The sequence below is a fragment of the Thermococcus sp. LS2 genome (assembly GCF_012027375.1).
GTDB lineage: Archaea > Methanobacteriota_B > Thermococci > Thermococcales > Thermococcaceae > Thermococcus_B.
In genome coordinates, this window is record NZ_SNUI01000002.1 from 167,560 (window position 1) to 187,460 (window position 19,901).

Below are 19,901 nucleotides of genomic sequence, written 5' to 3' on the forward strand. Positions count from 1 at the left end.
GCTTCCAAACGAATAGACTAGACAGTCAATTAAGAAGTTTCTATTCCCCTAAGTCTTATTGGCAGCTTAACGTTAAATGTTATTGTTTTTAGAGCACTTGGAATTGTGATTTCTAAGTTATATTGAGTGTCATCGGGAATATCGTTGAATGCTACATAGCCTGATGCATAGCTTCCTGGACTAAGCTCCATGTTGCCACTGATGTTGCTCATAACAATGTCCCCGTGCCTAATAATGCCCTCTGAGGTTATTAGTTTCCATTGCTCAACATTGAGCAAGAGGCTGCTCTCCCCAATATTTTTTAGTTTAAAGTAAACTTTTACGAGAGGTTTTAGCTTACTGATTTCTAAGTATGAGATTTTCTCAACTTTTTCCAATGTGATTACAAGGGGGTAGGCCTCTATTGTCTTGTTAATCCCTATTTCGTTCGGTTTTGGAGTTACCTCTATTTCGAGTGGGATTTCAAGAAATTCCTCCTTGTATTCGATCAAATCGTATAGATGTACCGTTAATTCCGTCTTTCCTTGAACATAGGGGAACAGTAACCATACTTCCTTTTCTGAATTGGGGCTTACAGTTAGGAGCCAATTGATTGGAGCTATTTTTACATTGCCCCCAAGGCTAATCTCGTTTAAATCAACTGTTATTTCTTTGTTTCCAGTGTTTTTAATTCTCAGGATAACTTTTATCCCTCTTTCTTTGCCTTCAAATGTCTCATATTCAAAGACGGCATATTTCACCAGTGTTATCTCGATAGGGAATTTTTGAGCTACTTTGGATATGTTCGCATTCTTATACTCCAAGAGGGGTTTAAGTCCAGAGAGCTTTGTTGTAACTTTCCTTTCGGGGATTATTTCTGTTTCTTGAACTTTAAACACGAATTCCTCGCTGTTTAAGATTATTTCCTCCATCGGAAACAGAAATATTTCTTTTATGTATTCACCGGGCTCAAGCTTTTTGGGATAACCGTACCAAAATTCACTGTGATACTCTTCTACTGGAAATCCATCAACTGTAAGCTTTGCGGGTTTCCTTCCTATTACTTCAATTGAGTAGTTTCCGATGTTCCTGAGCTTGGCGTCTATTCTTAAGTACTTTCTGAGGTTTCCATAGTGGATATAAATCCCGTAGCGGTAGAATTCAAGCGCAACATCTCCATCTATCTGAGTTATGTTTAATGGTTTTGCATTTTTGAGATAAAGATTTTCAAAATAGTCCCCTCTCTCTTTTTCGTTCATCTTGGGGAGGTTCATGGCTATGAACGTCCTTTTTAACGTCGTATTTCCAGCGATTAGTGTTGCGTTGACAATACCACTGCTGGAAACTCCTTTTTGGAAGTCTGTTATTATGTAGCGAGCCTTATATACCGTAACTTTGGTGAGATTTTCAGATACTCCCGTGAATTTCCCCGTGTAGGGCTGGAAGTCAGATTTATGGATGGTTAACGTGCCGTTATATATGAGGAACCCAAATTCGTCCCTTATTGTCACCTTCAGCTTTCCATCAATTTTTGTGTAGGTCGTTTGATTCTGAACTTCCAAATACAGAACAAGAACATTCGCACTTTCTTTCCAGTTAACTGTTAATTTGAAGTCCTTAATTTGTTCTTTTGATATGATATGAATTGGGGTTGTTGTAGTTGTTGGGGAAGTGACACTCATGTTTGAGAGGGATATGGTTTTTTGCTGAGTGGTTGTTGATGTATGTGATGTAAAAGGTTGACTCTGGAGGCATCCGCTAATAATTATTGTCAACAAAAACATCAACATTATATGGGCCTTTCTCATGAAGACCCCTAATTATGTAAAGGTGAAAAGATAGTTAAGCTTTTTGTATTATCTGACCGTTGGAACGCCGAGAATATGGAAACTTGGGCAAGTCTATGTTGGCCTTTTCTCCTCGTCAGGGAATCTCCAGCCCCTGGTTATCTTTGTAACAGCCTTAACAATCGTCCTTTCTTGCGGATTCTTCTCAACAAGCTTCTCAAGGAAAGAAATCAGCTCATCGTAGGTGGGCTTGTCAATCGGAAAAGGCACCCTATCCTTTCCACCAACGGCATAGGCAAACTTAAAAGGATCAGGAGGATGAGTAACTGGGTCTCTCCATGAAGGATGGACGTCATACACAAGCTCTAATACAAGGGACAAAGCCCTCAGCGTGCTTGGACCAAGACCTTTGAGGAGTAAGAGCTCATCATAATTCTTAATATCGAGCTCTCTCGCAAGCTCCAAAGCCCTCTGGTTCAGCTCAATCTGTCCCAGACTTTTATATCTCTTAACTGTATCGAACAGATTTAGTTTTTCATAAGGTTTGTAAACAATCAGCGGCTTGTAACCTTTTGCAACTGCTGTAAGAGTTTTGAGCTCTTTTTCAAGCTTTTTTGGGTCTTCTTTCACGAGATCGAGCAGGGTTTTTTGGTATTCCTTTGTGTTTTTATCAACAGTATTCAGCGCATACTCAAGCTTGATTCCGCTTATCCCTTTGTGAGGCTCTAGCGTAAAGCTCTCAGTATCGAACCAGTGATATCTTCTCGCGAGCTTGACCTTCGGATTCATGCCCTGCTGAACAACTGCCCAGTTTCCTTCTTCATCAAGGAAGAAGACATGGTGGTAAAGCTGATAGCCCGTTTGCAGAGCAACTGTGTCAACTTTGGCAACTAACCGGGAAATTCTGACGTATTCACTGCTGTCGAGTTCATATTTCTCACATATATCTTTCAATTGGGCTGGAGTTTCCCTGCTCTTTGCACCTTTGCCTCCAGCGGCTTTTATGCCGAGCTCTTCCTTTGAGAGAACTTCCTTTAAAATTCCAGTTGTTACGGTTGTGCTTCCTGACGAATCCCAGTCCATGCCGATGAGATTGTTTAAGGCTTGGAACCAAACCGGATCTGCTAACCTCTCAAGAACTCCTTTTGTGCCGTATTCATCAACCAAAAGAATGAGCACTAACCTTGCCAGCCTTTTCATACGTGCAGCTAGCCAAGGAGGAACATGACCGCCGTGAAGAGGAAGCTCAGCAATGCCTCTTCTCATCACTAATGTATCTGCTTTTGAAGTTATTAAGCTTTGAGAGAAAACCTTAAAAATTCACTGCCGATGCTCAAACCGATGCCAATGAAAAAGCTTAGCGAAATTTTTGTAGAGCTGCTCAAAGAAAAAGGAATAGACAAGATAGGCATGCTTTCAAAGAGATATAGAAAATCAAAGAACAAGCTGCAGGATATAGCGTTGGATGTTCTTGAAGGTAAGGGAGCTATAGTTGAAGTTGATGAGCCTACAGCAATAGCTTGGGACTTAAGCGGAAAAAGAACAGAGGGAGCAAAATACGCCTACGCTCCATCATGCATAGCAAAGAAGTTTAAGGTGGTTATTTCTCCCGAAGATTTAAGAGCAAGGCTTCCAAATGATTACCCCTACTTTATAATCGACCTTATGCACTGGGAAAAGCACACAGAAAAGGAAAAAAATAAGGTTGCTCTCCAAGCTGCCCAAAGTTATGGTGTTTTGAGGGATTACCTCTGGAGCGAGCTTTTAGCGTTAACATGGGTCAACGAAGAGTTTAAAGAAAAAGCACATTTTCCTCTTGACAGAGTCACAGCCTATGAGGGCTCAACTGCAGAGTTTTTAAAGGAGAAGGGTATTGATGAAGTTGTCCTCCTCGATCCGAGAGCTGAGGAAGTTTTAAGCGAGAGAGACTTTGATGTTAAGGCTTTTATCATCGGAGGGATTGTCGATACCGGTGGAACTAAAAAGGGAACCACTGCGAAGATTGGGGAAGCTCTTGAAAGTGAAGGAATCAAGGTTAGAAGGAGGAAAATTGTTCTTAGAGGAGACATTATTGGAGTCCCAGACAGAATCAATCACATACTCAAAATCCTCCTTGAGATGCTCGTAGAAGGCAAAAGCATGGAGGAAGCCATTCTTACAGTGCAGTCACCATTACATGCAAGGTGGCGCTTAAGAAAGGAACTGCCGAAGCATAAGAGGAGATATCTGATAGACGGCAAGAAATATTTGGTTGTGGAGAAAGAGCTCTTTGATGAGTATTCAAAATGGCTCAACATACGGTGGGAGGACTTCGTGCAGGTGCTGAGGGAGCTGAACCTTATAGCACTTGAGAGAAAGAAAATACATCATCTCAACAAGATAGCGGTAGCGAGAATTATCAACGGAAAGCTCTACAGGGTTATTCTGCTGAAGAGAGCGGCTCTGCTGTGTTATAATTGTTGAAGAAAAGGAAAAATCAAGCAAAGAATAAAATCACCGCATCCTTAACTATAGCAGTCTCTACCTCTTCCCCTTCACTGAACACTGCCTTCCTGAGCACTATATCGTCTTTGCCGAGTTCAACATTCTGCCCTTCAACTTCAAACTCCACCTTTCCGCTCTCTTTGAGTGCCTTTGACACATCCTCAGCGTTCTGCTTGAGGTATGCAACAATCTTTGGAACGAGCTTTCCATATCTTGGTCCTACAGTTCTGAAGTTTGGCTTGATCTCGACGATTCTTTCCTCAAGCTCAGGCTCGCCTTTTACAATCTCTAACTTCTCAATGTTCATTGTCCCTGCAATGTCTTTCTCTATGAGCTTAAGCATCTCATAGCTGTCGGTTGCATAAATTGCCACATGCTTGAGCTTTGCGTTTAGGGCTAAGCCGTGTGAGTTCTTATATCTCCTCATTGCGCCGATGATCTCTCTTGCAAGCTCTCCGAGCTTTTCAGCTTCCTCGTCAATCCTTGCTTCCTTGTAAGTGGGCCACTCCAAGAGGTGGATGCTCTTTGCTCCAACCTTGTCCTTAAAGACCTCTTGATAGAGCTCCTCAGTTATGTGAGGAACAAAAGGTGCAAGCAATAGCAAAATGTTATATAGTAGCTCATACAATGCCACTCTTGCCTTAAGCTTGCTCTCTTCGTCGTCTCCATAAAGTCTGTGCTTGATCATTTCGAGGTAGTCATCTGCAACCTCGTGCCAAATGAAAGTCATAAGCTCCCTTGTGAGCAAGTTGAAGCGGTAAATTTCCATCTCATTTGTTGCGAACTTGATTAGGCGGTGAAGCCTTGAGAGTATCCACTTGTCAAGGGGCTCGAGCTTGATGTCCTTGTTTGCATTGTAGTCCAAATCCTTGATGTGCCTCTCTGCAAAGCGGAAGATGTTCCAGAGCTTCTGCAGGAATCTGAAGTTGTAATCCACAATTTCCCACTTGAATGGGTGGTCTTCTCCCGGTGGGGCCAGTGCTGTCCAGAGTCTTAAAGCGTCAGCGCCGTATTTTGGAATTACTTCCTCCGGTGAAACGACGTTTCCATAGCTCTTGCTCATCTTTCTGCCATCTGGACCAGCCACCATTCCGTTGATTAGGATGTCATGCCACGGCTTTTGTCCAGTGAGAATATACGTTCTGAATATCGTGTAGAACGCCCATGTTCTGATAATGTCCGTTCCCTGAGGTCTCAGGGCTGTTGGGAAGTTGTGCTTGAACCACTTCTCATCCTTAGTCCACTTTGTTATAACGAGTGGAGTTATAGATGAATCAATCCAGCAGTCGAGGACGTCTCTAACTCCTTCTAAGTTAGTTGAACCGCACTTTGGACACTTATCCACCGGTGGCTTGTCAAATCTTGGGTCAACTGGCAAGTCCTCTTCTCTTGCCGGGATTATCTCGCCACAGTCCTTACACACCCAGAATGGAATTGGAGTTCCAAATACTCTCTGTCTGCTGATAACCCAGTCCCAGTCCATGCTCTCTGCCCAGTCCTTAAGCCTTAAGAACATATCCTCTGGGAACCACCTTATTTGTCTCGCAACTTCTATAATTTCTTCTGTGAACTCCTTCACCTTAATGAACCACTGCTTCTTGGGTAATAACTCGATTGGAGCCATACAGCTGCTTCTCTCTGTGTGTCTCAGCACTCTGTGCCTTATCTTCTCCTTCTTATATAACAGGCCCATCTCTTCCAAGTCCTTTGCGATAGCTTCTCTTGCTTCCTCTGTCTTCATGCCCTTGTATTTACCGGCAACTTCTGTCATCCTTCCATATTCGTCAATCGCAATAATCACCGGCAAGTTGTAGCGCTTCTGCCACACTATGTCCTGCTCATCACCGTAAGTACAGTTATAGACTGCTCCAGTTCCAAAGCTTGGATCAACATCCTCATCGGCTAAGATTGGAACCTCTCTCTCAAAGATTGGGAGTTTTACCTTCTTACCGACTAAATCCTTGTAGCGCTCGTCATCCGGGTGCACGAATACAGCTACACAAGCTGGCATAAGCTCTGGTCTTGTTGTTGCTATTGGAATGTAGCCGCTTCCATCAGCCAGTGGGAGCTTTATGTAATAGAGGAAGCCGTCCTCTTCCACGTAACCCACTTCAGCCTTAGCTAAGGAAGTCCTACAGTTTGGACACCAGAACACAGGGTGTTCTGCTTGATAAAGCAGACCTTTCTTATAGAACTCAAGCAGAGATTTCTGCACTAAAGCCTTGTATTCGTCATCCATCGTGTGATACTCTAAGTCCCAATCAGCAGAATAACCAATTCTGATAAACTGGTTTCTCATTGCCTCAATAGCCTGCCAAGTCCACTCGATACACTTCTGCAGAAACTTCTCTGGCTCGTCCTTGCTTATGCCGAACTCCTTCTCCACCTTGAGCTCCGTTGGGAGACCATGGTTGTCAAATCCCTGTGGGAAAAGAACGTTGTAGCCCCTCATTCTCTTATATCTCGCCACGATATCAATCCATGTGTGGCTTAACACGTGACCTAAGTGAAGGGTTCCGCTTGTGAATGGTGGTGGTGTATCAATTGCATACGGTGGTTTTTTCTCATCGAGCTCATACTTGTAGATCTTTTCATCCAACCAGAACTTCTGCCACTTGGTTTCAACTTCTTCGGGATTATAATTCTTCGGCAGCATGTTATCAACCTCCAGCGTGATGTTTCCCTATATGGTGGGTTTGTTTAAAAAGCTTAATCTCTTCTCTTAAGCTGAGGAGTTCCTCTGAAGAAAAGGCTTTTCTTGCATTAAAATCGACTGGATGGTGCCAGCTAATGCTGTTTCTCTTAAAGATACTAAAAGCTTCAAAGAGCCTTCCGATGGACGATAGGCACCACCAAAGAATAAAGATGAACTCGGAGTTTAAAAAGTTTAAGGTGCTATTCCAACGAGCCAGAATCTGTATGCGTTCATCCCTAGGCTCCTTCTAAGATCCCCATAAATTTTGAGTTCACTGAAGTATCTTTCTGCAAGAAGACGGAGCTCTCTGGGAGTGTAGGCATTAAGAACCTCGTGAACGTGGAAAGCTCTAATAGTACCATTAGGCTTTAAAATTTGAACTAAATATTTCAAATGGAACCTTTGGGTTGCATTTTCAATTTCCTTCCAGCTTGTTGTTATTACTGTTTCATCTCCGTTCTTCTCTTCCCATATAGTCGGAGTTCTATCAAACTGTAAAAAGCATAGATTAGACCAGTCCGCAACAAATACTCCTCCTGGCTTTAATGCTCTAATTACAGAATTAAATAATTCTTTAATTGCATTTTCGTCGAAGTACATAATGCTTGAAAAGAACATTGTTATGGCATCAAACTCATTTTCAAATTCCAGCTTTGTTGCATCTCCTTGAATGAACTCAATATTTAGCCCAAGCTCTTGGGCTTTTCTTCTTGCAACTCTTAGCATTTCTTCATGCAAATCTAAGCCAACAACCTCGTAGCCTCTCTGTGCTAGCTCAATCGTTGGAGTTCCAGTTCCACAAGCTAAGTCAAGAACTCTCCTAATTTTCCTTTTTGCATCATTTCTGAAAATTTCCTCGACGAAATTTATCTCTCCCGCAATTCTCTCGGCCCTAGTCTTGTAAATCACATCGTAGTACTCAGCCAAAACAGTGTAAAGCTCGTGCATTGTATCACCAAGGAAATATAAAAAGAAGTTTTTATAAATTTGCGTACAGGCTAAAAGTTATTAACCTCTCTGCATAGTGTTAAACGGTGGTGTAAAAATGTCCCACGAGGAGCACAGAGCAAAAGCCCCCAAGAAGTTTAAATTTGCGGTTATAACGGTTAGCGATACTGCAAGTGCTGGTAAAAAGGAGGACTTAAGCGGTTATTACATAATTGAAGAACTGAAGAAAGCGGGGAACGAGAACGTTTACTACAAGATTGTTCCAGATGAAAAGCTTGCAATCCTCAGGGCAGTACTTGAAGCCCTTGAAAAGGCAGATGTTGTAATTACAACAGGTGGAACTGGAATAACGAGGAGAGACGTCACAATTGAAGCTATAAGGCCTCTCTTCGATAAAGAGCTTGTTGGCTTTGGGGAAATATTCAGACTCAAGAGTTTTGAGGAAATCGGGACTGCCGCTGTGCTCACAAGGGCAACGGCTGGAATAATAAGGGACAAAGAAAGCAAAGTGGTCTTTTGCTTGCCAGGCAGCTTGAATGCCGTGAAAACTGGAGTTGAGATAATCAAAAGTGAGGCCTATCATATCTTAAAGCATGCGAGGGAATGAAATAAAAGGCATTTGGTGATGCATATGCGTGAATTCAAAAAGCTGACTCCCTATGAGGAAGCATTTAATCTGATGATTAGCGACATTAAGGAAATCCCAGACACAGAAGAGGTAAGCTTGAACGATGCCCTTGGAAGGGTTCTCGCTGAAGACGTGAAGAGTCCGATTGATTCTCCGCCCTTCGACCGTTCAGCAGTTGACGGCTATGCTATAAGAGCTGAAGACACTTTCCAAGCGAGAGAGTACAATCCGATTGAGCTTGAGGTCATAGACGAAATAACTGCTGGAATGGAGAGCAAGGCAGAGGTTACATCAGGAAAAGCTGTGAAGCTCATGACAGGAAATAAACTGCCAAAAGGCGCCAATGCCGTCATCATGCAGGAGCATGTGAAGAGGGAAGGAAACAGAATCTACGTATTGAGACCTGTTGCTCCGGGACAGAACGTTGCCTTCAAAGGTGAGGACATAAAGAAAGGACAAGTTATACTCAAGAAAGGACAAATCCTCAGACCTCAGGATTTGTCTCTCCTAAAAAGCGTTGGAATAAAGAGGGTGAAGGTTAAGAGAAAGCCAAGAGTTGGAATAATTGTCACGGGAGATGAGCTCATTGAAGAACTCGATGGAAAAGCTCTTGAGAGTGGTAAGATTCTAGAAAGCAACTCAATAATGCTGAAGGGCTTAGTTAAGCGGTACTTCGGAGAGCCGGTATTTTACGGAGTTGTTTCCGACGATGAGAATGTTATCAGAGAAAAGCTTGAGAAAGCTAAGAACGAGTGTGATTTGGTTTTGATTACAGGGGGCAGTGCATTTGGAGACAAGGATTACGCTCACCGCTTTGTTAAGTTGCTCTTCCACGGAACCACAATAAAGCCAGGGAGGCCTGTAGGATACGGCGAGAGGGTTTTTGTAATGAGCGGCTATCCAGTTGCAGTATTTGCTCAGTTCCATCTCTTCGTCAAATACGCCCTCGCAAAGCTTGTCGGAGCAAACTTCAAGCCAGCTAAAGTTAAAGCAAAGCTGACAGCAAAAGTCCCGTCAACCCTCGGTAGATATGAGTTCGTTAAAGTCTGGTATGAGGACGGAAAGGCAAAGCCAATAAGGAAAAGTGGAAGTGGGCTGATAAGCTCTTTAGTGGAGAGCAATGGATACATAACGATTCCAGAGGACAGTGAAGGTTACCTAGAAGGAGAAGAAGTTGAGGTGACGCTCTATTAATCTCTACTCTTCTTTCCGATATTTCCAATTATCTCTCTAGCCCCTTCTGGGAGAAAAGATGCGTCTTGAAAATTCTCAACCATTTCTAAAATTTCTCTCCTTTCTTTCTCCCTTTCATTAAATGCCTGCACAATGGCATCATGCCTTGCCCAGGGTATTAATTCTTTGATAAGGTCAGACTCCTTACGGGAAGGAGCAACGCTCATTTCTTTAACACCCAGAAATAAGATTGTGTTTGGGCTAAATAAGCTTTTCTCTGCATTTTTTGCAGAATTTGGGGCTAAATCTACAAAATTTGAAGAGAATTCAAATGTTCATTCTAAATTCTGCAAATAGTTTAAAATTCAAACATTGGCTTCTGATTAAGATTCCGGGGGTCCTATTTTTACCTCTTTAAAGTTTTCAGAGCTTCTGCAAATCTTTTAATTACATCATCAGATGCAAATTTCTTTGGGCTTCTTTTGAGCCTCGGCTCTTTTCCGTTTATGTAATCCTCAAGAACTTTTATTGCCTGTTCCCACGCCTCCGTGAAGTTATTGACTGGCTCAAAAGGCTCATCTATATAGTACCAGCTCTCAGTTTTGTTATCATAAACGGTTATTGTGGGATAAACTTCATCGTCTTTGCAGGGACACTCCATATCAATACTCAGCTCGATGAAAAAGTCCCCAATCTCTATGTATCCTTCCTCCCTAAGCTGTTCTTTCCACTCTTCCATAATCTCACCAATTCATGAAAAAATTTTCATAGATTTAAGGCTAACGCTTAAAGGATTGATTGCTAAATTAGTGTGGGGGTGGTTAGATGAGAATAATTGTAGTAACTGACATTCACGGAAATTCCAACAAAGCTGAGCAGTTGGCTGAGAGACTTAAAGGAGAGGAGTTTGATATCATTTTGATAGCCGGTGACATAACGCATTTCAAAGGCAGAGAAAGTGCAGAAAAGAGTCTAAGCTACTTCTTGGAGCTTGGAAAGCCAATATACGCTGTAATGGGCAACTGTGACGGTAGAGATGTTTTAAATCTTCTGGAGGAGCTTAGAATAAGCCTTCACAATAAACGAATCGAGATTAATGGAATTGGAATTGTAGGGTTCGGCGGCTCAAACATAACTCCTTTCTCAACAATCTGGGAGTTCCATGATGAGGAAATCTGGGAGAGCTTAAACAGAAACTACCGCGATGGAGACATTCTGCTAATGCATGTTCCTCCCTATGGAACAAAGGTTGATAAGACCTTTACCGGGCTCCACGTGGGGAGCAAAGCTTTGAGAAAATTCATAGAAGAAAAGCAGCCTCCTTTAGTTATATGCGGTCACATTCACGAAGCGAGGGGAGTCGATGAAATTGGAAAGACATTAATAGTCAATCCAGGCCCCTTGTTTAAAGGATATTACGCTGTAATTGATATAGACAAAGAGAGGAGAGCAAACATAACGCTGGAGAAGCTTTAGCAAGTGTTGGGTATCCAGCAGTAAAAAGCTGCATCAGGAGCTATAAAACATCATCCTCCATTGCAAAAATTTGATGCAAAATTGAAAATAGAAATGCAAAAGTCACACAAGCTTTCTTTCTCTCAACACTTTCTCCATTCTGTCCATGGCCTCTTCAAGCTTCTCATAGGCTGTTGCATAGCTGATCCTTATGTAGCCTTCTCCCGCCCTTCCGAAAGCACTTCCCGGAACTACTACAACTTTTGCTTCCTTAATCATAAGCTCGCTGAACTCTTTGCTCGTTAGCCCAGTGTCTTTTATGCGTGGGAATATGTAGAACGCCCCTTTAGGCTTGACTGTCGGCAGTCCCATCTCATTTAAGCGCTTCCAGACCATCTGCCTCCTTCTGTCGTATTCCTTGCGCATCTTCTCAACTGCCTTCCAGCTCCTCTCGTCCCTCAAAGCCTTAGCAGCTGCATACTGAACAAACGTCACGGGACAAGTTGCATTGTACATCTGGAACCTAATTATCTTCTCGATTACCCACTCTGGAGCAGCGACGAAGCCCAAACGCCAGCCGGTCATTGCAAAAGTCTTTGAGAAGCCATTTATTGTGATAGTCCTCTCAAACATTCCATCAAGGGAGGCAATACTGTAGTTCTTAACTCCATCATAGACAAAGTACTCGTAAACTTCATCGCTCAAAATAATCAAATCATGCTCGACTGCAAAATCTGCAATCTCTTCAAGGTCTTTTTTAGTTAGAACTGATCCAGTTGGATTGTTTGGGCTGTTGAGTATCAGAGCTCTCGTTTTTGGAGTTACGTACTTCTTAAGCTCATCAACATTCAAGCGGAATTCATCTTCTTCATAAGTTGGGACTTCAACGGGCTTTCCTCCAGCTAAAATAACAGCAGGAGCATAGCTGACAAACATCGGTGAAGGCACTAAAACTTCATCTCCATCCTTAAGAAATGTTGCAAAGCCCATCAATAGGGCTTGATTAGCGCCGACAGTTATCATAATTTGCGTTTTAGGGTCTGCATCAATGCCATTATCCTTCCTCAGCTTTTCAGCAACCGCTTCTCTAAGCTCTAAGATTCCAGCATTAGGGCTATAATGCGTTAGTCCCTTGTCCAAAGCTTCTTTTGCATATTCTTTGATATGCTCTGGAGTATCAAAATCCGGCTCTCCAATTCCTAATGAGATTATTCCCTCAATACCTTGAGCCAAATCAAAAAGCTTTCTAATTTCAGAAGGATTTACACGTTCTAATACATCACTTAGCGCCATGAGAATCACCAAAATGAACTCAGCTTTGAGACTTATAATTTTGCCGCTGTAAAATATTCGATTTAAGGAAAATAGAGTCGAAAAATTACAAATAAACAGCAAACTTCTCCAAAACCAGCACATCGAGCTTTGCCTTTCTGAAGCTGTTAAGGGCATCTCTAGGTGAGCAAACTATCGGCTCACCGTGCATATTAAATGAGGTATTTAGCACAGCACCAACTCCACTCTGCTTTTCAAAGAGCTTAATTATGTCATAGTACTTCGGGTTATCTTCTCTTTCAAGAGTCTGAGGTCTCGTCGTGCCGTCAACATGAACAACAGCTGGTGCTGTTTTTGCAAATTCCTCTGTGGCATAGTAGCTCATCGTCATAAACTTGTTTGGATAGGGGTCAACTAAATAATCCCCAATCCTCTCCTCTAAAATCGTGGGTGCAAATGGCTGGAAGACATCTCTCCTCAAAGCCAAGTTGAGCTTTTCTTTAACGCTCTCATCTCTTGGGTCAGCTAAAATAGAACGGTTACCCAAAGCCCTTGGTCCAAATTCCATTTTTCCTTGGAAAAAGGCTACGATTTTTCCATCAATTAGGGAATCAGCAACAAAACCAGAAACATCACTGATTTCCTCATACCTAACTCCCTCTTTCCTCAAGAGCTCCTCAATTTCACTCTCAGAGTAAGAAGGTCCCAAATAAACATGCTTCAGCTTAAATGGCTTCCACCTACCATCTAGTCTTTCAAGCTGTGATTTGACAAAGATAGCAGCTCCAAAGGCTAAACCACCGTCATGCATTGCTGGAAACACCCACAAGTCAGGAAAATGTTTTCTTAAAACCATGTTTGCTTTAACATTCTGCGCAACACCGCCGGCATAGGTTAAAGGCAACCCATATCTTGTAAGCTTAAGCCCGAGTTCATCAACAATTTTTTCCAGATGCTTCTGAGCTGATGCTGCTATCTCAATAGCTTCCCTCTCCAGCTCTCCATCAAGCTTCCCCTTCTTGAGATTTGCAGAAACTTCTTTAGCTCTCTCAAAAGGAAAGTTGAAGAACTCAGCGAGCTTTTTAGTTGCTTCAATTCCAACAACTTTAAGATGATTTTCAAAGGTCAGATCATTGAGCTCAATTATCGCAGACAAATCATAGCTCGGCTTTCCATAAGCTGCCAAGCTCATAATTTTCCCTTCATGTCTCATGGGTTTAAATCCCAAAAGTTCCGTAACTGATGCATAGAAATCCCCCAAAGAATCAAGATATGTGCTTTGGGCAATCCTAATCATCTCACCATCTCTGCAGATGTAGATTGATGAGCTTAAGCCGTCGCCAGCAGCGTCAATGCTTAAAGCAACTGCATCTCTCCAGCCAGAAGTGAAATAAGCTGAGGCTGCGTGAGCTAGATGGTGCTCAACGTAGAGAATCTTCCTTTTAAAGTCCTCCCCAAAAATCTTCTTTAGGTTTTCTTCAAGCTCTAGAAGGCGAGAGCGCTTTCTAAAAATACCGGCAACTGCAATAATTTCAACTTCTTCTGGATTTACATCTCCTATTTCTAGCACTTTAGCTATGCTCAGCTCTGGAAAGCCGCGATAATGCTTAATTCGGTTAAGCCTCTCTTCATTGACTGCATAAATTTCTTTATCTTTAATTAGAACTGCTCCAGCGTCATGGCCATCGTGAATTCCAAGTATCATAATGAATCACCGAGAGAATAGAAAAGAAAAGGCGAATTCAATAAGTTCTTGCAAATCTTGCGATGAACTTTGCTTCTTTTCCACAGTGAGCACACTTTTTGCCCTCAACCTTTGCTGTCTCTTCTGGATATGGAATTCCAAGCATCTTCGCATCGAGGATTTCTTCCATCTCAAGTCCACAGCTTTCCTCACCGCACCATGGGAGTTCAACGACTCCTCTTCTGTCTTCAAAGACTTTCTTTGCCTCTTCGAGTGTGTCAACTCTCTTAATGTGGCTGTCGAGGAATTCTTTAGCTCTTGCGTAGAGGTTCTCCATTATTGCATCAAGTGTTTCTCTGACCTTTTCAATAAGCTCAGCTCTCTCAACTGTGAACTTTTCAAGGGTGTCTCTTCTTGCGAGCACAGCCTTTTGTCCCTCAACATCCCTTGGCCCTACTTCAATCCTCAGTGGAACTCCTTTAAGCTCCCAGTCGTAGAACTTCCTTCCTGGTCTTATGTCTCTCTCATCAACATGAACTCTTATGCCGGCGGTCTTAAGCTCCTCAGCAATCTCTCTTGCATAGGCGAAGACATCATACGGTGAGTCCTTCTTTGGAATTGGGACTATAACCACTTGAATTGGTGCAATTGTTGGTGGAAGAACCATTCCTCTATCGTCGCCATGAATGGCAATGACAGCAGCCAAGAGTCTCTCGCTCATTCCGTAGGTTGTCTGGTAAACGTATTCATGTGTCCCATCTTCTTTCTCATACATTATGTTGTATGCTTTTGCAAAGTTCTGCTTGTAGTTGTGCATCGTTCCTATCTGCAGGGTTCTTCCATCAGGCATTATTACCTCTGCACCGAGCGAGTAGTAAGCACCAGGGAATTTATCCCAGTCTGGCCTCTTTGAAATTATATACGGTAAGGCAAGCTTCTTAGCTAAGTTGTCAAATATCTCTAAATCCTCCTTTATCTGTCTCTCGGCGTCTTCAAAGCTGTCATGAGCTGTGTGAGCTTCGAAGAATCTGCTGATCTCTCTAACTCTAATCAGTGGTCTCGTGTGCTTTGTCTCATATCTATAAACGTTAACGATCTGGTATATTTTGAAGGGCAGATCTGCATGAGAGCGAATCCAAAGCGCAAACATTGAATACATAGCGGTCTCGCTCGTAGGTCTGAGAATTAGTCTCACATCTAAAGGCTCGTGACCGGCATGAGTAACCCAAAAAACCTCGCCTTCAAATCCAGCTATATGCTCGGCCTCTTTCTGGAACTCAGTCTCTGGAATCAATGCTGGGAAGAGAACCTCTTGATGTCCTGTCCTTTCCATCTCCTCATGAATGAACCTTTCAATGTTCCTCATTATCTTAAGACCGTAGGGAAGCCAGATGTTCATTCCCTTTACGGGATACCTTTTATCTTGTATTCCAGCCGTTTCGATTAGCTCATTGTACCACTCGCTGAAATTGTTCTGCCATTTGTTTCGCTCTACCTTCATAACACCACCTACCCCTTAAGACTTCAGAAGAAGTTTTTAATTTTTCGCTTGGAATCAAAAAGATTTATTAGCTCGTTTCGATAAACATCTAAAGGTGATAGCATGAAACCGAAAGTTGCAGTTTTATTTAAGATGAAAAGCAAGCCGCTGGAAGAGCTAAAGAAATATGCAGACGTTGATGTTCTACTGTATCCCAAAAAGGAAGAGCTTATTAAAGTAATTCACCAATATGATGGCCTTATAGTTTCACCTCTTAACAAAATTGATGGGGAGATAATTGAGAAAGCTGAAAACCTTAAAGTAATAAGCTGCCACTCCGCAGGTTATGATCATGTTGATGTTGATGCAGCAACGAGAAAAGGCATTTATGTCACAAAGGTGAGCGGAGTTTTAAGTGAGGCCGTTGCTGAGTTTGCTATCGGCTTAATGATTGCTCTGCTCAGAAAGATAACCTACTCAGATAGATTTATTAGAGAGGGAAAATGGGAATCCCACAGAATTGTATGGAGTGGGTTTAAGGATATTGAGACCGTTTATGGTAAAAAGGTGGGAATTCTCGGTATGGGAGCAATTGGAAAAGCGATAGCAAGAAGAGCCAAAGCCTTAGGAACTGAAATTCTATACTGGTCAAGGAGCAGGAAAGAAGACATAGAAAAGGAAGTTGATGCAAAATATCTGCCCCTTGAAGAGGTTCTCAAACAGAGCGACATCATCGTTCTGGCACTTCCGGCGACAAAAGAGACATACCACATAATTAACGAGGAGAGACTCAAGCTCATGGAAGGCAAATACCTTGTAAACATTGGGCGTGGAGTATTGGTTGACGAAAAAGCTGTGATTAAAGCTCTCAAAGAAGGAAAGCTGAAAGGCTATGCAACAGATGTCTTTGAAAAGGAGCCTATCCAAGAGAGTGAGCTGTTTGAGATGGAGTGGGAGACAGTTTTAACACCCCATTACGCTGGCCTCTCTAAAGAATCAATGGAAGATATGGGATTTCAAGCGGTTAAAAACTTGCTTAAAGTCCTCAGAGGAGAGGTTCCAGAGGATTTGGTAAACAAGGAGGTATTGAAGATTAGACCAGTTGAAAGCATAAAGATGCTGTGAGGTGATAGTATGGAGCATCTTATTAAAGAGCTTAGGGAGATAACTCAAATCCCCGGAATTTCTGGATATGAGGAGAAAGTTAGGGAAAAGCTGATTGAGTGGATTGAACCCTTCGCCGATTATAAGGTTGACAGAATAGGAAATCTGATAGTTGAGCTCGGAGAGGGAGAGGAAAAAGCAATTTTCATGGCACATATGGACGAGATCGGCCTTTTAATTACAGGAATAACAAATGATGGAAAGCTGAAGTTCAGGAAAATCGGCGGCATTGATGACAGGCTATTGATTGGTAGACATGTGGATGTGATAACAGAGAATGGAAAGCTCGATGGAGTCATCGGCGTTACACCAGTTCACCTCAACCTCGAGAGGAAGTTTGACACGATTCCTTGGCATGCATTGGAAATCGATATTGGTGCAGAATCAAAAGAGGAAGCCCTTAAGCTTGTTAAACCCTTAGATTATGCTGTATTCAAAAAGCACTTTGCTGTTTTAAACAATCGCTATGTTGCAACTCGCTCTCTTGATGACCGCTTTGGCGTTGTTGCACTGTTTGAGGCTATCAAAGATTTAGTTGATCACGACTTGAATGGAAAGTTCATCTTCGCCTTCACTGTGCAGGAGGAGATAGGGCTTAAGGGCGCTAAGTTTTTGGCGGAGCATTACAGCCCAGAGTTTGCTTTTGCCATCGACTCCTTTGCGTGCTGCTCCTTCTTAACGGGAGACGTTAAATTAGGCAGAGGTGCTGTGATTAGGGCTGTGGACAACTCAGCAGTTTACACAAGAAAACTCGCAAAGAGAGTTGTTGAGATAGCTGAGAGGAACGGGATACCTCTTCAGATAGGTGTTACCGGCGGAGGGACTGATGCGTCTGTATTCCAGCATAAAAGCGAAGTTCTTGCCTTAAGTGTGCCGATTAAATATCTGCACAGCGAGGTGGAGATGCTTCACTTGAATGATTTAGATGCCTTGATAAAGCTGATTGAGGCAATAGTGTTTGAGCTTTAAATGGAGGTGATTAATTGCTCAAATATATCAGCTATTTCGCAGTTGGTGTTTTCATAGGAATCTTAGCTGCTCTTTTCGGATTGGGTGGGGGATTTTTGATAGTTCCTACACTCAACCTCTTGGGAGTTGAAATTCACCACGCTGTAGGAACGTCCTCAGCAGCTGTTGTATTTACTTCGCTCAGTTCTGCTTTAGCGTATTCAAGGCAGAAAAGAGTTCATTACAAAGCTGGACTCCTATTGGCAAGCACTGCAATAATCGGAGCATACATTGGGGCTTGGATGACCTCTCTGCTGAATCCAGCACAGCTTAAGGTGATCTTTGGTGCTACGTTAATACTTGTTGCAATTAGGATTTACCGCAAGAAGACAGCAGAGCCAAGTGAAGTTAGGCTAGAGGATGTTAAAATAAATTACAAGTTCGTTCCAGTTGGTGGATTTTTCGCGGGAATTGCCTCAGGGCTACTCGGCGTTGGAGGGGGAATAATAAACGTCCCATTCCTTGTTTGGCTTGGAATGCCAATTCACTATGCCGTTGCAACTTCAAGCTTTGCAATAGTTTTCACCGCTACAAGTGGGGCAATCAAGCATTACATGATGGGAAACGTTGAAATTCAGTGGCTTGTCCTTTTGGTTCCTGGCTTGATAATTGGCGCACAGCTCGGAGCTAGGATAGCAAAGAGAACTAAGGCTTCAAACTTGAAAAAAGCATTTGCAGTAGTTTTAGCGTTATTAGCCTTGAGAATGATTTTAAAAGGGTTGGGAATTGCGGTTCCGTAATCTTTAAAATTGTTCTTTTTTACTCTTTTTCATGCTTCAGTATATCCTCAACATTTTCATTGGCTTTTTCATAGGTTTGCTCGCTGGTCTATTCGGGGTTGGCGGAGGTTTTCTAATAGTTCCTGTTCTAACTCTCATGGGTTTGCCCATCCATGATGCAATTGGGACAAGTTTGGCATGTATATCTATGAGTTCTTTTGCATCTGCTTATGGGCATTTGAGACGAAAAAATGTTCTTTTCAAAGTTGTGATATTAAAGGAAGCATTTTCAATCCCATCTGCATTGTTTGGTGCCTACATAACTGCATTCCTAAATACAAGACAGCTGAGTGCGATATTTGGTTTTGCTTTGATATACGTTGCATACAAGCTGATTAAAAAGCCTGAAACTGAAATAGTCTCAACAAAAAAGAAGGTTAAAGTTGACTACAAGAAGGTTCCAATGATAGGAATTATCTCCGGTTTTTCTTCTGGACTTTTAGGAATAAGTGGTGGAATTTTAAACGTTCCGCTGTTTTATTCGTTGGGACTTCCAATTCACTATGCCATTGGTACTTCAAGCGTTGCTTTATTCTTCACGGCCCTAGCTGGTGTAATTGGACATTATACACTTGGACAAGTTCATTTTGACAAAGCCATATTACTAGCCCCGGGACTAATATTGGGAGGCTTTTCGGGAGCTAAAATTGCACACAATACACATCCGGAGCATCTTAAGAGGAGTTTTTCGCTGATACTTACCATAATCGCAATTAGGATGATTTTGAAGGGCCTAGGCTTTGCTGTCCCTTGAGTGTTTCATAACCCAAAAGTTAATTTAACCATTTGCTATGGCATTCTTGAGTCTAGGCTTTGCTCTGATGATAGCTACAGATAGCTCTTTACCTCCTCTCTTAACTTTGTGTACACTAGAAACGTGGCAAGAGCTACCAAAATTTCCACTATTACCAGAGGCCAATCATACGAATAATAGAGCCTGTAAATGTACATAAGGCTTGGAATCAGGAACATAAGGGCTAACAACGTGCTTATTGGACAGAGTATTAAGAAATCCGTGAATGAAAAGTTTGAGTTCACCCCAGCGAATGCAAGCTTAGATATGTGATATGCAAAGGATATCAGCAGTGCAGCGAATACCAAATAGCCCGTGATTAGTTTCTTTCCAAGCTTTTCACGGTTCCAAAAAGCGTATATGAGAACAAGTGGCATGGCTCCTACATAGGCTTCTAGCCATGCTGACAAATCTTTCAGGAAGCCATAGGGAGCGTCAAAGTTGGCAAAAGCTATTGATCCTGGCTGGAGAAAAGCGAGGAGCGCAAGATTGAGCAGGATAAACTTAAGCTGTTCCCTCTTCAAGAATGTCACCGTACCAAATTTGAGTTCGTGATATTTATTCTTTTTCTT

The 19,901-nt window shown here is 42.3% G+C and carries 18 protein-coding genes; 8 read left to right on the plus strand and 10 right to left on the minus strand.

Annotated elements, in window-relative coordinates; all coding sequences use genetic code 11:
• Positions 1 to 29: 29 nt before the first annotated feature.
• Both E3E24_RS03445 and E3E24_RS03450 read right to left on the minus strand, forming a co-directional pair.
• Positions 30 to 1,787: a DUF4352 domain-containing protein gene (locus tag E3E24_RS03445; RefSeq protein WP_167885638.1), complete on the minus strand. Its 1,758-nt coding sequence runs from the start codon at positions 1,785 to 1,787 to the stop codon at positions 30 to 32.
• Positions 1,788 to 1,880: 93 nt separating this feature from the next.
• A complete protein-coding gene (locus tag E3E24_RS03450) occupies positions 1,881 to 3,032 on the minus strand; it encodes a DUF763 domain-containing protein (protein ID WP_167885639.1) in 1,152 nt (383 codons plus the stop codon).
• Positions 3,033 to 3,113: 81 nt separating this feature from the next.
• Between E3E24_RS03450 and trm10 the strand changes: the two genes are divergently transcribed.
• Positions 3,114 to 4,229 (plus strand): tRNA (guanine(9)-/adenine(9)-N1)-methyltransferase, encoded by a 1,116-nt coding sequence (gene trm10, locus E3E24_RS03455; protein ID WP_167886020.1) that lies wholly within the window; start codon positions 3,114 to 3,116, stop codon positions 4,227 to 4,229.
• Between the two features lie 13 nt (positions 4,230 to 4,242).
• Here the strand turns inward: trm10 and E3E24_RS03460 are convergent, their stop codons facing one another.
• Both E3E24_RS03460 and E3E24_RS03465 read right to left on the minus strand, forming a co-directional pair.
• Complete coding sequence (locus E3E24_RS03460) at positions 4,243 to 6,906, minus strand: valine--tRNA ligase (protein WP_167915651.1); 2,664 nt, start codon at positions 6,904 to 6,906, stop codon at positions 4,243 to 4,245.
• A gap of 231 nt (positions 6,907 to 7,137) precedes the next feature.
• Positions 7,138 to 7,893, minus strand: coding sequence for a class I SAM-dependent methyltransferase (locus E3E24_RS03465; protein WP_167885641.1), 756 nt, complete (start codon positions 7,891 to 7,893; stop codon positions 7,138 to 7,140).
• A gap of 97 nt (positions 7,894 to 7,990) precedes the next feature.
• On the opposite strand from E3E24_RS03465, the gene E3E24_RS03470 reads away from it, so the two are divergent.
• Complete coding sequence (locus E3E24_RS03470) at positions 7,991 to 8,500, plus strand: molybdenum cofactor biosynthesis protein B (RefSeq protein WP_167885642.1); 510 nt, start codon at positions 7,991 to 7,993, stop codon at positions 8,498 to 8,500.
• A gap of 24 nt (positions 8,501 to 8,524) precedes the next feature.
• Positions 8,525 to 9,715, plus strand: a complete 1,191-nt coding sequence (glp, locus tag E3E24_RS03475) for a gephyrin-like molybdotransferase Glp (RefSeq protein ID WP_167885643.1) — start codon at positions 8,525 to 8,527, stop codon at positions 9,713 to 9,715.
• Here glp and E3E24_RS03480 read toward each other — a convergent pair.
• Both E3E24_RS03480 and E3E24_RS03485 read right to left on the minus strand, forming a co-directional pair.
• Positions 9,712 to 9,921 carry a hypothetical protein gene (locus tag E3E24_RS03480; protein WP_167885644.1) on the minus strand — a complete coding sequence of 70 codons (210 nt, stop codon included), beginning with the start codon at positions 9,919 to 9,921 and terminating at the stop codon, positions 9,712 to 9,714. The two genes, glp and E3E24_RS03480, sit on opposite strands and share 4 nt — an antisense overlap.
• Positions 9,922 to 10,100: 179 nt before the next feature.
• Positions 10,101 to 10,433, minus strand: coding sequence for a hypothetical protein (locus tag E3E24_RS03485; RefSeq protein WP_167885645.1), 333 nt, complete (start codon positions 10,431 to 10,433; stop codon positions 10,101 to 10,103).
• A gap of 86 nt (positions 10,434 to 10,519) precedes the next feature.
• Here E3E24_RS03485 and E3E24_RS03490 point away from each other — a divergent pair, with 86 nt between their 5' ends.
• On the plus strand, positions 10,520 to 11,170 hold the full coding sequence (locus E3E24_RS03490) for a YfcE family phosphodiesterase (protein ID WP_167885646.1): 651 nt from the start codon (positions 10,520 to 10,522) through the stop codon (positions 11,168 to 11,170).
• A 102-nt stretch (positions 11,171 to 11,272) separates the two neighbouring features.
• On the opposite strand, the gene E3E24_RS03495 is transcribed toward E3E24_RS03490, so the two are convergent.
• The 3 genes from E3E24_RS03495 to proS form a co-directional block, all read right to left on the minus strand.
• Positions 11,273 to 12,442: a pyridoxal phosphate-dependent aminotransferase gene (locus E3E24_RS03495; protein ID WP_167886021.1), complete on the minus strand. Its 1,170-nt coding sequence runs from the start codon at positions 12,440 to 12,442 to the stop codon at positions 11,273 to 11,275.
• Between the two features lie 85 nt (positions 12,443 to 12,527).
• On the minus strand, positions 12,528 to 14,126 hold the full coding sequence (locus E3E24_RS03500; RefSeq protein ID WP_206204941.1) for a carbamoyltransferase: 1,599 nt from the start codon (positions 14,124 to 14,126) through the stop codon (positions 12,528 to 12,530).
• A gap of 37 nt (positions 14,127 to 14,163) precedes the next feature.
• A complete protein-coding gene (gene proS / locus E3E24_RS03505) occupies positions 14,164 to 15,606 on the minus strand; it encodes a proline--tRNA ligase (protein ID WP_167885647.1) in 1,443 nt (480 codons plus the stop codon).
• Positions 15,607 to 15,708: 102 nt separating this feature from the next.
• Here proS and E3E24_RS03510 point away from each other — a divergent pair, with 102 nt between their 5' ends.
• From E3E24_RS03510 to E3E24_RS03525, 4 genes are read left to right on the plus strand one after another with little or no spacing between them, the layout of a single operon-like run.
• The gene (locus tag E3E24_RS03510) at positions 15,709 to 16,710 is read left to right on the plus strand and encodes a 2-hydroxyacid dehydrogenase (RefSeq protein ID WP_167885648.1); all 1,002 of its coding nucleotides are present in this window, start codon (positions 15,709 to 15,711) and stop codon (positions 16,708 to 16,710) included.
• 9 nt (positions 16,711 to 16,719) lie between these two features.
• A complete protein-coding gene (locus E3E24_RS03515) occupies positions 16,720 to 17,718 on the plus strand; it encodes a M42 family metallopeptidase (RefSeq protein ID WP_167885649.1) in 999 nt (332 codons plus the stop codon).
• A gap of 14 nt (positions 17,719 to 17,732) precedes the next feature.
• The gene (locus tag E3E24_RS03520) at positions 17,733 to 18,497 is read left to right on the plus strand and encodes a sulfite exporter TauE/SafE family protein (protein ID WP_167885650.1); all 765 of its coding nucleotides are present in this window, start codon (positions 17,733 to 17,735) and stop codon (positions 18,495 to 18,497) included.
• Positions 18,498 to 18,528: 31 nt separating this feature from the next.
• Positions 18,529 to 19,290 (plus strand): sulfite exporter TauE/SafE family protein, encoded by a 762-nt coding sequence (locus E3E24_RS03525; protein ID WP_167885651.1) that lies wholly within the window; start codon positions 18,529 to 18,531, stop codon positions 19,288 to 19,290.
• Between the two features lie 74 nt (positions 19,291 to 19,364).
• Here the strand turns inward: E3E24_RS03525 and E3E24_RS03530 are convergent, their stop codons facing one another.
• Positions 19,365 to 19,862 (minus strand): hypothetical protein, encoded by a 498-nt coding sequence (locus E3E24_RS03530; RefSeq protein ID WP_167885652.1) that lies wholly within the window; start codon positions 19,860 to 19,862, stop codon positions 19,365 to 19,367.
• Positions 19,863 to 19,901: the final 39 nt, after the last annotated feature.

Coding starts and splice junctions, on each gene's coding strand:
- proS (WP_167885647.1), bottom strand. CDS start 15,606: ATGAAGGTAGAGCGAAACAAATGGCAGAACAATTTCAGCGAGTGGTAC.
- E3E24_RS03470 (WP_167885642.1), top strand. CDS start 7,991: ATGTCCCACGAGGAGCACAGAGCAAAAGCCCCCAAGAAGTTTAAATTT.
- E3E24_RS03465 (WP_167885641.1), bottom strand. CDS start 7,893: ATGCACGAGCTTTACACTGTTTTGGCTGAGTACTACGATGTGATTTAC.
- E3E24_RS03490 (WP_167885646.1), top strand. CDS start 10,520: ATGAGAATAATTGTAGTAACTGACATTCACGGAAATTCCAACAAAGCT.
- E3E24_RS03525 (WP_167885651.1), top strand. CDS start 18,529: ATGCTTCAGTATATCCTCAACATTTTCATTGGCTTTTTCATAGGTTTG.
- E3E24_RS03500 (WP_206204941.1), bottom strand. CDS start 14,126: ATGATACTTGGAATTCACGATGGCCATGACGCTGGAGCAGTTCTAATT.
- E3E24_RS03460 (WP_167915651.1), bottom strand. CDS start 6,906: ATGCTGCCGAAGAATTATAATCCCGAAGAAGTTGAAACCAAGTGGCAG.
- E3E24_RS03445 (WP_167885638.1), bottom strand. CDS start 1,787: ATGAGAAAGGCCCATATAATGTTGATGTTTTTGTTGACAATAATTATT.
- E3E24_RS03515 (WP_167885649.1), top strand. CDS start 16,720: ATGGAGCATCTTATTAAAGAGCTTAGGGAGATAACTCAAATCCCCGGA.
- E3E24_RS03485 (WP_167885645.1), bottom strand. CDS start 10,433: ATGGAAGAGTGGAAAGAACAGCTTAGGGAGGAAGGATACATAGAGATT.
- E3E24_RS03450 (WP_167885639.1), bottom strand. CDS start 3,032: ATGAGAAGAGGCATTGCTGAGCTTCCTCTTCACGGCGGTCATGTTCCT.
- trm10 (WP_167886020.1), top strand. CDS start 3,114: ATGAAAAAGCTTAGCGAAATTTTTGTAGAGCTGCTCAAAGAAAAAGGA.
- E3E24_RS03510 (WP_167885648.1), top strand. CDS start 15,709: ATGAAACCGAAAGTTGCAGTTTTATTTAAGATGAAAAGCAAGCCGCTG.
- E3E24_RS03495 (WP_167886021.1), bottom strand. CDS start 12,442: ATGGCGCTAAGTGATGTATTAGAACGTGTAAATCCTTCTGAAATTAGA.
- glp (WP_167885643.1), top strand. CDS start 8,525: ATGCGTGAATTCAAAAAGCTGACTCCCTATGAGGAAGCATTTAATCTG.
- E3E24_RS03480 (WP_167885644.1), bottom strand. CDS start 9,921: ATGAGCGTTGCTCCTTCCCGTAAGGAGTCTGACCTTATCAAAGAATTA.